The organism is Chitinophaga sancti, assembly GCF_034087045.1.
Classification (GTDB): Bacteria; Bacteroidota; Bacteroidia; order Chitinophagales; family Chitinophagaceae; genus Chitinophaga; species Chitinophaga sancti_B.
Genome location: NZ_CP139247.1, coordinates 6131519 through 6143654 on the forward strand (window position 1 = coordinate 6131519; position 12136 = coordinate 6143654).

Annotated in this window: 11 protein-coding genes; 4 read left to right on the forward strand and 7 right to left on the reverse strand. The window is 42.7% G+C overall.

Features of this window, described 5'->3' with window-relative positions:
- The first annotated feature begins 163 nt into the window (after positions 1–163).
- Both SIO70_RS24825 and SIO70_RS24830 read left to right on the forward strand, forming a co-directional pair.
- The gene (locus SIO70_RS24825; protein ID WP_320575314.1) at positions 164–1084 is read left to right on the forward strand and encodes a J domain-containing protein; all 921 of its coding nucleotides are present in this window, start codon (positions 164–166) and stop codon (positions 1082–1084) included.
- A 4-nt stretch (positions 1085–1088) separates the two neighbouring features.
- Positions 1089–1373 (forward strand): chaperone modulator CbpM, encoded by a 285-nt coding sequence (locus SIO70_RS24830; RefSeq protein ID WP_320575316.1) that lies wholly within the window; start codon positions 1089–1091, stop codon positions 1371–1373.
- A 75-nt stretch (positions 1374–1448) separates the two neighbouring features.
- Here the strand turns inward: SIO70_RS24830 and SIO70_RS24835 are convergent, their stop codons facing one another.
- The 4 genes from SIO70_RS24835 to SIO70_RS24850 all read right to left on the reverse strand — a co-directional run bounded on the left by SIO70_RS24835 (position 1449) and on the right by SIO70_RS24850 (position 5583).
- Positions 1449–2177: a hypothetical protein gene (locus SIO70_RS24835; RefSeq protein WP_320575318.1), complete on the reverse strand. Its 729-nt coding sequence runs from the start codon at positions 2175–2177 to the stop codon at positions 1449–1451.
- A 272-nt stretch (positions 2178–2449) separates the two neighbouring features.
- Positions 2450–4324 carry a M1 family metallopeptidase gene (locus tag SIO70_RS24840; RefSeq protein ID WP_320575320.1) on the reverse strand — a complete coding sequence of 625 codons (1875 nt, stop codon included), beginning with the start codon at positions 4322–4324 and terminating at the stop codon, positions 2450–2452.
- A gap of 118 nt (positions 4325–4442) precedes the next feature.
- Positions 4443–4739 (reverse strand): thioredoxin, encoded by a 297-nt coding sequence (gene trxA / locus SIO70_RS24845; RefSeq protein WP_083730543.1) that lies wholly within the window; start codon positions 4737–4739, stop codon positions 4443–4445.
- 325 nt (positions 4740–5064) lie between these two features.
- Positions 5065–5583 (reverse strand): 2'-5' RNA ligase family protein, encoded by a 519-nt coding sequence (locus SIO70_RS24850; RefSeq protein WP_320575321.1) that lies wholly within the window; start codon positions 5581–5583, stop codon positions 5065–5067.
- Positions 5584–5634: 51 nt separating this feature from the next.
- On the opposite strand from SIO70_RS24850, the gene SIO70_RS24855 reads away from it, so the two are divergent.
- Both SIO70_RS24855 and SIO70_RS24860 read left to right on the forward strand, forming a co-directional pair.
- Entirely contained in the window at positions 5635–7083 is a 1449-nt protein-coding gene (locus tag SIO70_RS24855; protein ID WP_320575322.1) for a glycoside hydrolase family 28 protein, read from the forward strand.
- Complete coding sequence (locus SIO70_RS24860; RefSeq protein WP_320575323.1) at positions 7080–7895, forward strand: ankyrin repeat domain-containing protein; 816 nt, start codon at positions 7080–7082, stop codon at positions 7893–7895. The genes SIO70_RS24855 and SIO70_RS24860 overlap by 4 nt, the downstream gene beginning before the upstream one ends.
- 397 nt (positions 7896–8292) lie before the next feature.
- Here the strand turns inward: SIO70_RS24860 and SIO70_RS24865 are convergent, their stop codons facing one another.
- The 3 genes from SIO70_RS24865 to SIO70_RS24875 all read right to left on the reverse strand — a co-directional run bounded on the left by SIO70_RS24865 (position 8293) and on the right by SIO70_RS24875 (position 12071).
- Positions 8293–9171: a right-handed parallel beta-helix repeat-containing protein gene (locus tag SIO70_RS24865; RefSeq protein ID WP_320575325.1), complete on the reverse strand. Its 879-nt coding sequence runs from the start codon at positions 9169–9171 to the stop codon at positions 8293–8295.
- A 289-nt stretch (positions 9172–9460) separates the two neighbouring features.
- Complete coding sequence (gene treF / locus SIO70_RS24870) at positions 9461–11017, reverse strand: alpha,alpha-trehalase TreF (RefSeq protein ID WP_320575327.1); 1557 nt, start codon at positions 11015–11017, stop codon at positions 9461–9463.
- Between the two features lie 451 nt (positions 11018–11468).
- Positions 11469–12071, reverse strand: a complete 603-nt coding sequence (locus tag SIO70_RS24875) for a hypothetical protein (RefSeq protein ID WP_320575329.1) — start codon at positions 12069–12071, stop codon at positions 11469–11471.
- Positions 12072–12136: the final 65 nt, after the last annotated feature.

Genomic DNA, 12136 nt, shown 5'->3' on the forward strand with positions numbered 1-12136 from the left:
ACAAAACAGTGTAACAGTTGTAGGTTTAAGAAATGGCCGGAATACTCATATTCCGGCTTTTGTCATTTGGTCAGGTTTTTTATAGCGAACCGGACTTTCCGTCACCTGCAGCCATTCCGGACTGACTTTTGTTATAACTATCACAAGAGAACAAATATTACATATGGCTTTTATAGATTATTATAAAGTACTGGGACTGGAAAAAACAGCTTCAGCAGATGATATCAAGAAAGCGTACCGTAAGCTGGCGAGGAAGCTCCACCCCGACATGAATCCGAATGATAAGGATGCAAACCTGAAATTTCAACAGCTCAACGAAGCGAACGAGGTGTTAAGCGATCCAGAAAAGCGTAAGAAATACGACGAGTACGGCGAAAACTGGCGTCATGCGGAGCAGTTTGAACATGCTAAGCAGCAACAACAGCAACAGGGCTATACCTATGGTGGTCAAACAGGTTTTGAAGGCTTTGGCGGAAATTTCTCAGAAGAGCATTTCTCCGATTTCTTTGAATCACTTTTTGGTCGCGGTGGCGGCGCTGGTGCTGGTGGTCGCACACGTGGTAAATATCGTGGACAGGATTACCAGGCTGAGTTACATCTTGGTTTAAGAGAAGCAGCGACGACGCATCAGCACACCCTGAAAGTAAATGACCAGAACGTGCGCATTACTATTCCTGCGGGTATAGCGAATGGCCAGGTCATCAAGCTGAAAGGACATGGTGCACCGGGTGGTAATGGTGGTCCCGCAGGGGATCTATATATCACCTTTATAGTGGAGGATGATGAAAACTTTAAACGCTCGGGTGATGACCTGTATGCTACAGTAGATGTAGACCTTTATACAGCATTGCTGGGTGGTGATATCACCTTTGATACATTGAATGGAAAAGTAAAACTGAAGGTAAAACCTGAAACGCAGAGCGGCACGAAGGTGAGACTGAAAGGTAAAGGGTTCCCTGTTTACAAGAAGGAAGGGGAATCAGGTGATCTTATCATCACGTACAATGTGAAATTGCCTACTGGACTAAATGAGAAAGAGAAAGAACTGATCCGTGAGTTGGCTAATATTTCATCCAAAAACTAGTATCATGATTTCCATTACGCATTATTGCACGATTCATAATATCGATACATCTTTTATACATTCATTAGCAGATGAAGGGCTAATCGTACTCACCATTTCAAATGATGGACCTTTTATAGAAGAAGAGCAGCTACCTGATCTGGAAAGTTATACACGCTGGCATTATGAGATGGGCGTGAATACAGAGGGGATTGATGTGATCAGGCATTTGTTGGAGAGAGTGCGTGACATGCAGCAGGAGATGCATAATCTCAGGATGCGGTTACGGTTGTATGAGGATGGGGATTGAATTATAAGAGCTACCGGGTGACCCGGTAGCTCTTATAAATTTATTTGGGAAGCGTTTGTAATTGACGGATGATATTTAATTTTCCATCAGCCATGCTGTTTTCTTCGTACCCAACTCATAAGTAAGCACCCCATTTCTCATCCCCACATACACCTTGCCCTGATACACCACTAATGACCGCGGGAACAAATACCCTTTCCAAAACCCTTTCTCTATCAACGAATGCAATACGCCATTCTTATCAATTGACAACAAAGACTTTTCCGTTATTACAATAATATTGCCTGCTTCATCTAAGTCTGCCGCCAGTGGTGTAGCCGAAAGTTTTTTAAATGGCTTTACTTTCCCTTTTGATATTTTCACAATACCATGCGTGGTATCAGCAACAATGGCATAGGTGTTATTTTCCCCTTCCAGTAGTTTAATAACCGGCAGTTCGGCTATTTTGTTTTTGTTTTTGCCATTCGGCCCAAACCAATACAGACTTCCTCCTCCTGCTGCCCTGTAAAAAGCCACTAAGTAGCCATCATTGGCTTTCAAAACGGAACGATTACCTGTTAGTTTACCTGAATCTTCTGGCGTAGGCGTGATCAAAAAAGGCAATAATTGATTAGTACCAATCAAATCTTTTGTTGCATACACCTCACCGTATTTCATGTAAACGGCATAGTCGACTGCACTCTTTTCATACTTTGACAAAGTAGTAGAGTCCTTCGGGATAGGTTGTGACTTCCAGTTTCGAAGGAGTAAACCTCCATCCTGAAAAGAAGCCACGCATAGGGATAGTAATAACAATAAACGCATGGTCGCTATTTTTTCCAATCATTGTAGATCAGTAATGCATCCATATGGGTGCCACTGGCCAGTTTATTACCCAATCAGCATTCAGCTGTGGGTATCATTATTTCTTCTAATCACAATCTGCCGGTTATTGCATCCATCACGATGTCCTGCCATTTCTATAATCATTCACCACTTACCCGCACGCATCACTACTTCTTCCATTCACAATCTGCCGGTTATTGCATCCATCACGATGTCCTGCCATTTCTATAATCATTCACCTGCACGCATCACTACTTCTTCCATTCATTATCTGCCGGCGTCGCATCCATAAATATCCCGCCATCCAACTTAACCCCAATCACCTTTTTAGCTATCGGCACACTAAGCGCCAGCTGCTTCGCTCCACTCGCCCACACAGCAGGAGTTTTATGTACAATCTCACTCGTACCATCTTCATACCCCAGCACAATATCAAAAGGAATGGCAAAACCACCCACATTACTGATTCCCAAATTTACTTTATTTCCCGCTAGATCGAACCGGGATAATTTCAGGTCAATATAGTTATTGGTAAAGAACCAGTTATTAAAAAACCAATTCAAATTCTGCCCGCTACCTGCATTGATAGCATTGAAATAATCCCATGGAATAGGATGCTTTCCGTTCCAATTATTCATGTAAGTATGCAACGCTTTTTTGAAAAGCACATCACCCAACAGATCTTTTAAAGCGAGGTAAGACAAAGATGCCTTGCCATATGAATTATTGCCATAACCATGACCACTTACCTGGTGAGACTGCGTAATGATCGGCTGATCTTCCTCAGAAGAAGGATCCCCAATATACCCCCTCACCCGAAAGTTCTTATAAAAATGATCCGCTTTCTCCTTCCCTCTTTCTGCCATCGCAATCAGGTATTCAAAAGTAGTTGCCCACCCCTCATCCATGTAGGCATAACGGCTTTCGTTGATCCCCATATAAAAAGGAAAATAGGTATGAGCAATCTCATGGTCCTGTACGAGTTGGCTAAATTCAAGATCATCGCCGGTAGTTTCATCATTCACCATCATTGGATATTCCATATCTGCGAAGCCCTGAAACGCCGTCATAGTAGGGAAAGGATATGCTACCCCCGGCCACTGGGTAGAGAAATAATTCAGTGCATAATGTGAGAACTCCACAGAGTGGTGGAAGTCAGCCGCATTGTCGCTAAACGCCGCCTGTACACTGGTTCTGCGTTTAGTAGCGCTGTCTACTACTACACTGGCTGCATCCCATACGTAATGGTTACTGAGGCCAATGGTGGCGTCAGCAATATTTTTGGAAGTAAAGATCCATGTATTCCATTTATTCTGACGGGTCACCTGGTGGCCCTCTATATCTGCTTTTGCGGCAATATGGATCACATTGTCAGCAGTATAACTGCTTTTTAGTTTCTTAGCAAAAGCAGGTTGCAGCACTTCATCCGCGTTCTGCAAAGTACCGGTACCCCATACTACATAGTTGGCAGGCACCTTTACGGCTACTTTATATTCGTTGAAGTCACTATAGAATTCTACCCTGTCCATATGCTCGATCCTGTCCCAACCATTGTAATCATCATAAACAGACACACGGGGATAGAAGTAAGCGAGGAAAAAGGTGGTGCTGTCAATACAGCCTTCCCGGCCACTTTGTACAGACACATCGTAGTGCCAGCTGATGTGCAGTTGAATGCTGTCTTTCGCCTTCAACGGTTGAGGCAGATCCACATCTGCAACCGTACCTACGTTGTTGTCGAAATCAACGTGCACACCATTAATGATGAGTGTATCAATGAAGACGCCATCTGTCAGGAAATCTTTGCTCACGTAACCGGAGCGGGGCGCCTGATTCTTGTGAATATTACAGATCAGCCTGATCACGATCTTTCTAAGCGTATCAGGACTATTGTTAATATAACGGATGGATTCGGTGCCGTAAATAGTACGTGATGGAGGATTAGCTGTGACCTGGATATCGTATCTGCCGGTGTTTTGCCAGTACTTAACGCCTGGTTTACCGTTGATGTCCCTGGTTTGATTAGTGTAGGCTTTTTTGATATTGCGGGGCTGGTAAAGGTCCTGCCCATGAACGATGGTGACAATTCCCAGTAAAGCTACCAGGCTGCTAAAAGATTTGATCATGTGTGAGCTGCTTTCAATATTTTCAATAAAAATATATATAATTTTAAGGCCACGACCAAATATTCCAGCAGCGGTAGGCTCATTATTTTAGCACTTCGCCTAGTGGCTGGCGATTAACTTAGGCGTTTTGTTTGATGATCTGTTCGATATTATGACCGGGCACTACGCCGGACTGACGCCACAGTACTTTCCCATTCTTGAAAAGGATGAGTGTGGGTACACCTTGTATCTGGTAGGCAGCTGCTGCCTGCGGGTTCTTATCTACGTCTACTTTGATAATGCTGGCGGACTCGCCCACTTTTTTCTTTACGTCTTCCAGGATGGGAGCCATGGTTTTACAAGGTCCGCACCAGGTAGCGAAGAAGTCGACCAATACCGGTTTATCGCTATTGATCATTTCTGAAAAGGTTGCCATGGTAGTTGTTTTAATGGAGATATTGCAACAATTATTCCAGTGGGTAGGAATGGTGTCAGAGTGGCAGGAAGGGATAATGTTTTAGGGGGATTTTACAACAGGAACGGGGATTATCCAATAACATACACTGCCCTTTCAAATACTTCCATGTACCAAACCCGGTAACACTACTTCGAATGGAACGGGTATCTATCCAACAACTTCCACGGCCCTTTCAAATACTTCCACGTACCAAACCCGGTAACACTACTTCGAATGGAACGGGTATCTATCCAACAACTTCCACGGCCCTTTCAAATACTTCCACGTACCAAACCCGGTAACACTACTTCGAATGGAACGGGTATCTATCCAACAACTTCCACGGCCCTTTCAAATACTTCCACGTACTGAAGCCCGTAGCCTCTATCCTAAAAGGCGTAAACCCTTCACTCAATTCCTGATGTAACTGTTGTGCCTTAAAAGCCGTCACCTTATTCTGCACCGTAATATGCGCCCTTAACCCCTGTTGATCCTGCTTAATCAACCAGGGCGCAAAAGCCACCTGCATCTCTTCATGTAATTTTTTCAACTCATCAGCTACTAATGTATAGGCGACACAGGTACCCATCAAATGTACCTTATTTACTTCCAAAGTAATAGCCTTTCTATCTGCAAATTTCGTGAGTATATCCCGAATACTCCCTTCATTAGCAGGTAACTTATAAAACAAGGTTATATGTGCGTCCAGGTAGTTGGCATGCGCAGGAAAATGCTTCTTCCTCAGTGCATTAAAAAACGCCTGATCGCCAGGAGCCATATCCAGTGTAATAATCAGCGTGCCCGTTTGTAAAATTTGTGCCATGTAAGGCAACAAAAATACGTAAATTAGAAAACGATATAATTCCCACGTTTCATGAAACAACTTTTTCTATTGGCAGTGATCAGTTTTCTATCCCTCCCTGCCTTTTGCCAAAAGCACCCGGTCGAATATTACCTGAACAAGGCTCCATTCCCCATGCAGGCCATAAAAGACCCGGTCATCCCTTCGGCCAGATTTCTCCTGAGCGACTATGGCGCTGTCGAAGGCGGATCCGTTTTGAATACAACCGCTTTTGAACGTGTCATCAATGCCTGTGCTGCTGCAGGTGGTGGACATGTTATCGTACCTCCAGGCACCTGGCTTACAGGCCCCATCGTACTCAAAAGCAATGTAGACCTACATGTAGAAAAAGGTGCATTCGTATTGTTTACGCCAGACCGTACACAATACCCATTATTACCCAATGGCCGTAAATTCGAAGTAGCCCCACCTATTAGTGGGAAAAACCTGGAAAATGTATCCATTACCGGTGATGGCACTTTTGATGGAAATGGCCAAAGCTGGCGACCGCTAAAGAAAATGAAAGTCACCACCACCCAATGGGACCAGTTCGTTGCTTCAGGCGGTGTAGTGAGTGCCGATGGTAAAATATGGTGGCCGAGTAAAGAAGCCATGAATGGAGAAAGCTATCTAAAGACATTAAAACCTGATGCAACAATTACCGATTACCTACCGGCAAGAGATTTCCTGCGCCCTAAAATGGTAGTGATCCGTAATAGCAACCATGTCCTGATAGATGGGCCTACCTTTCGGAACTCCCCGAATTTCGTCATCAACCCGCAGAAGGTGAATGACCTCATTATCCGGAATACAAATGTGTTCAATGAAGCCTGGGCACAAAATGGAGATGGCATAGATATCAGTGCCTGCAAAGGTGTAATTATTTATCATACCACTGTGAATGCAGGGGATGACGGCATTTGTATGAAATCCAGTGGCGATGGCTCACAGGCGGCCCTTTCCGAAATCCTGATTGCAGAATGTATCGTGTACCGCGCCCATGGTGGCTTTGTAATCGGAAGTAATACAGATGGCGGCATGTGCAATATCTATGTTACCCATTGTTCCTTTGAAGGAAGTGATGTAGGCATACGGGTGAAAAGCAACCGGGGCAGAGGAGGACTGGTGAAGGACATCTATATTGACAGCATCCGGATGGTAAATATTATAAACGAAGCCATCTCTTTTGATACATACTATGAAGCGTCTTCACTTTCAGGAGGGAATGAAAAACTCCCTGAATTTAAAGACTTCTATATCAGTAACATTATTTGTAACGGTGCAAAAACCGCGATGATGTTTCGTGGATTACCGGAAATGCCTATACATGACCTACACTTTAAAAACGTATACATTCAAGCCAGCAAAGGCGTAGAAGCAGAAGCCATTAAAGATATTCAGTTTCAAAACGTACAATTTAAAACAACTCAGCAGCCTGCAATTCCACCAGGTGCTGCACCTTTTATTAAAATTTCCTTATGAAACCTTACTACTTATTGTTGTTTGTAACTTTCACTGCATGTAATTTTTATGACAAAGACCTGATGCATGCGGTGATCAATAAAGACGAAGCCAGCATACGCTACGACCTGAAGCACCATGCCAACACAGAGGTCAAAGATGCGGAGGGCTTCACACCACTCATCAGGGCCGCGGCAGATGATGAACCGAATATTGTCGCAATGCTTTTGGGTGCCAATGCGAATATTGAGGCAAAGAATACGTTTGGAGAAACGGCTTTGTCTCTGGCTGCTTTCAAAGGATTCAAAACTACTGTAAATGTGTTATTGTCTCACAACGCAAATGTCAATGCATTGAACAGGGATAGTGTTACGCCTTTGATGTATGCTGCCAGCAGAGGGCATACTGATATTACAGAAATGCTATTGAGACAGGGTGCGCAGTTAGACCTTGTATCCAGGGAAGGGTTGACGCCGCTGGCATATGCAGTATCTAATGAGCATGAAGATATTGCGAAGTTGTTTTTAGATCATGGGGCGAAAGTAGATTTTAAAATGCATGATCATGAGACAATATTGATATTGTTGGCGAACAGGCATAATGTGTCACTGACAAAGTTGTTATTGGATCGTGGAGCGGATGTTAATGCGGCGGATGATTATGGGAACACAGCGTTGATGAATGCTTGCAGGAATAGGGATACTGGAATGGTGAAGTTGTTGTTGGGTTATCATGCGAGGGTGGATGTGAGGGATAGTAATGGAGATTCGCCGTTGGAGCATGCAAAGCGTGCGGGAGATGAGGGAGTGATTAGGTTGGTAGCACTTAAATAAAAACTCGCTTTCACGTTCAGCAAATGGGAGTTTCTACTTTATTTTCACTCAATAAATCACTCATACAATCCATTAAAATAAGAAACTCACTTTCACATTACAGCAAATGCGAGTTTCTTATTTATTTTTACTCAATAAATCACCTGACAATTCATTAAATAAGAAACTCGCTTTTACATTACAGCAAATACGAGTTTCTTATTTATTTTTACTCAATAAATCACTCATACAATCCATTAAAATAAGAAACTCGCTTTTACATTACAGCAAAAGCGAGTTTCTTATTTATTTTTACTCAATAAATCACTCATACAATCCATTAAAATAAGAAACTCGCTTTTACATTACAGCAAAAACGAGTTTCTACCTTATTTTCAATCAACAAATCACTGAGACATTACAAATCACTTAACCCTGCAGCATTACCTGTCCCACTCAAACCACTGTAAATAATCACTCCCTTCGCATTCCCATTCCTTGTAAAACCCCAACCCGGAGAGTTATAATTCGCCACGCAGTTTGTAATAGTATGTGCAATGCTCTGACCAGAGCTACCCAACTTAAACCCATTACCATCGCCATTAGAACCTTTACCATTATGTTCCGCAGTACAACCACTGATCTTTACAGGAGATGGATTACCATACAGATCCCATCCATCATCTGAATTGTAAGAAGCATAGCAACCGGTAAATGAATTACCAGTACCACTTGACAGCTTACATGCAAAACCATCTGCATCTTCACCACCGGCAGATACATCATAGTTCTGATTAGAATTACAATTATTAATACTTACATTATAGGCGCCATTGTACACCTGTATACCCGTATTCCCATTGTAATCAGAAGTGATGTTGTTCACGTAATTATTGCCTCCTGACTGGAATACGATGCCGGAAGAGGGTCCACCGGTAATACGCATGTTCTGGATATTCCAATAGCTACCATTTACTTTCACTGCCCAACTACCAGCGCCGGCAGCATTAAGTGTTCCACCATAAATATTGATCTTGGAACTGGAAGTACCGCTATTGAGTAATTGTAGGGTACTGGTCAGGTTAATAGTGCCGCTGATGGCGATGACATCACCTGCTTTAGCATTGGCTACGGCTGTTTTCAAAGCAGCTTCGGTAGTGACTGTAGTGGTAGCCGCGGCGGTTACTTCGCCGATAGCGGCAGTGGAAACAGGAGAAGGCAGCTTCACCTGATCTTCGTTTTTGCTACAGCTGGTACATGCTAATACCAATAGGGCAATCATCAGATTGATCTTCATAACTAGGAAATAAGAGGTTAAGAAATGAGGGTATCTTAGCTGCGCAACTATGTCAATTTTACAATTAAATACAGGATAAGTGAATAAGAGAGCGGGGATTTATTTACGCAATCGTTCCCGGCAACGATGGCGGATGTTGGGGTTGGTATTATTTGAGGGCAATAACAGGCAAATGCTGGTATTGCCCTCTATCTGAATTTATATTTTTGGGGGGATGGTTATAAATTCCATATCTACTTTTTACTAAATACCATCTCACGAATACTTCAAATTTTACCTATATAACATCTCACGGATATTTTAACTCCCCTCTCTCCTGCAAATGCAATATCTTCAACAACACGCCATTCGTCCAACCAAACCCATCCTGGTTTGGATACTCTCCTCCCCCACCAGCAAGCGTCGTATCCACCACATTATACTTCTCCAACAATTTTCCTGTCGCCCTAAAGGTCTTAATATTCAAATGCGACCATCTTGAAGCAATCTCTCCCGCCAACGTATCCTTATGATATTTCATCAAACCTGCAATCGCCATCCAATGCAGAGGTGCCCATCCATTCGGCGCATCCCATTGCTGCCCTGTCTCTATCGGCGTTGCCACCAATCCACCAGGTTGCAAAAATTCCTCCTGCAATTCCCTCACCATCTTATCCGCCTGTGCCGGCGAAGCAATGCCAAAAAACAATGGGTATATGCCAGCAAGACTTGGTATTCCCGTCTGGGCATTCTTCCTGAAATCATAATCCATGAACCATCCCTTGCTATCATCCCAGCAATATTTAATGATATCTTCCGCTCTTTGCTTCGCCGCTTTTTCAAATTCTGCAGCTTTTGAAGTATTCCCTTTTTCACGATAAGCTGCTGCCAATGTCATTTCCAGGTGATACATTAAACAATTCAGATCCACAGGCACAATATCCGTCACATGAATCGTTTTCAACGAATGTCCATCTTCAAACCATCGGCTACTAAAATCCCAGCCGGTTTCAGCACCGGAGCGCAACTCCCTGTAAACTGTTTCTTTGGATTTATTATTGAAAGGCCGTTGAGCAGTCTGAATGTCCTCCGTCCATGCTTCTTCCCGTGGCCATGTTCCTTTATCAAAATACCTGTTCAATATATGTCCGTCTGGCAGGTATACCACATGTTCATCCGTTTCCTTTTGTGCGGAATGCATCCAGAAATCATATTCTTTCTGCAAAGCATCCAGGTAAAATGAAACGGGACGATTATCCAGTTCCAGCATCAATGAAAAGAAAGGCGGCTGTGAACGTGTCAGGTAATAGGTACGATTGCCATTGGGAATACTACCATGGTTCTCAATTAGCCATACAAAGTTCTTGATGATATTATCAATTTGAGCTGTATCACCGTCTTCTTTCAGACCGAGCATGGTGAAGTAACTATCCCAGTAATATACTTCCCTGAATCTTCCACCGGGTACGATGTACGGATGTGGCAAAGGGATGAGCGAGCCACCCGTCTCCTGCTTATCAGGCGTACGTTGCAACACCTTCCATAATGAACGGATATGCGCAGACACATCCTGTGTGGTATCAGTCATATAATTAGCCGCAGCAGGTGCCGGAATTGTAAAATGGTCATTTACAAAATCAGTCAGCCGGAAAGAGGAATGTTGTTTTTGTCTTCTGTAATCAGTCATTATCTCGCCGGGTGTCTTCTTTGGGATAGCATCTGCAAAAGTTTTGCTATCCGGGAAAATATGTGCTGATTGTACGTCTTCAAAAAGCCCTGGAAATAGTTGGACAGGAGACTCCTCTTTGGCAGTAGGTCTACAGGCTGCAAAGAGTACGATCAGGCAAATGATAGGTATTGTTCTCATACTGTTCTGTTCAATTAGTGACCCTGCTGCAATTCTCCTGCCACTTCTTCAATAATAATAGTGGCGATGGTGGCTTGTGACTGTGCAGGAATATTTGTGTGCAAACTTCTCACTCTTCTACTTCTATAACGGTGGCGATGCTATCTTTTGTTCTTCGATAGTTTTTTATCATGTCGTTTTTTGCACCAGACTGCCAGATCTAATTATTTACCCTGCTGCAATCCTTCTCACTTCTGCTTCCATCACGGTGGCGATGCTATCTTTAGACTATGCAGCAAAGGTTCGTGGAAATAACGACTAAGACCTGACTTCATAACAATGGATTGTTATTGAATTTAAGAATTATTCTGGTAAAAAGAAAATCGCCTTACTAATCTTCCTCAGATCAATAAGGCAGGTATTTTGAAAATGCACACGATTCAATTATATAGTCATTATGAGTTTCAACCAATTAATTCCAGCTAAACGCAACCTGCATCCTTTTAGTAAAAATCCATTTCATATAAAAATGAATAACTTTCTTTGCTTGCCTGATTAGATCCCCTGACGATTCATTGAGCGAAAAACCTATCCAGTAGTTATTCGCTGATATAGGCGTAATGGTGATACTTGTCAAATAGCGGTGAAAGAACAAAGTAGTCTCCTCTAACATAATCAAAAAAACTTCATCATCAGTACCGGCAGTCGTATCATGCATTCCTTGGGCCGTTTCATTTAGCAACTCATCAAGTTCATATCTAAGTGCATCCAGTGTATTATCAAAATTGAACTTTTGATATTGACCAACATGGTTATCCTCCGGTGAAATCTCAACACTCATGTAATGTTCCAGATCAATACAAGGGTGTTCAATATCATATTTATTATTCCAATCGTCAAGAATATCCGCTGGCACGAGTTTCAACCTTGCCACTATTTCTTTGAAAGGTATATTGTCATTCTTCATCTGAAGAAACACAATATAAAACTGATAGAATCCGCTATGACCGGGCATATAAAAGGTTTTTACGTTGATTTCGTAAACATAGTCAATTTCTATTCCAATACATTTCACAGATGAATATTTAACATTGAAATTGTGTGTTCTTACAAGTGAGTGTTTTATTTAATCCGCGTGAT

What these genes read in the sequence shown, in the direction of transcription:
- SIO70_RS24825 (WP_320575314.1), top strand. Translation starts at nt 164, where the DNA reads ATGGCTTTTATAGATTATTATAAAGTACTGGGACTGGAAAAAACAGCT.
- SIO70_RS24830 (WP_320575316.1), top strand. Translation starts at nt 1,089, where the DNA reads ATGATTTCCATTACGCATTATTGCACGATTCATAATATCGATACATCT.
- SIO70_RS24835 (WP_320575318.1), bottom strand. Translation starts at nt 2,177, where the DNA reads ATGCGTTTATTGTTATTACTATCCCTATGCGTGGCTTCTTTTCAGGAT.
- SIO70_RS24840 (WP_320575320.1), bottom strand. Translation starts at nt 4,324, where the DNA reads ATGATCAAATCTTTTAGCAGCCTGGTAGCTTTACTGGGAATTGTCACC.
- trxA (WP_083730543.1), bottom strand. Translation starts at nt 4,739, where the DNA reads ATGGCAACCTTTTCAGAAATGATCAATAGCGATAAACCGGTATTGGTC.
- SIO70_RS24850 (WP_320575321.1), bottom strand. Translation starts at nt 5,583, where the DNA reads ATGGCACAAATTTTACAAACGGGCACGCTGATTATTACACTGGATATG.
- SIO70_RS24855 (WP_320575322.1), top strand. Translation starts at nt 5,635, where the DNA reads ATGAAACAACTTTTTCTATTGGCAGTGATCAGTTTTCTATCCCTCCCT.
- SIO70_RS24860 (WP_320575323.1), top strand. Translation starts at nt 7,080, where the DNA reads ATGAAACCTTACTACTTATTGTTGTTTGTAACTTTCACTGCATGTAAT.
- SIO70_RS24865 (WP_320575325.1), bottom strand. Translation starts at nt 9,171, where the DNA reads ATGAAGATCAATCTGATGATTGCCCTATTGGTATTAGCATGTACCAGC.
- treF (WP_320575327.1), bottom strand. Translation starts at nt 11,017, where the DNA reads ATGAGAACAATACCTATCATTTGCCTGATCGTACTCTTTGCAGCCTGT.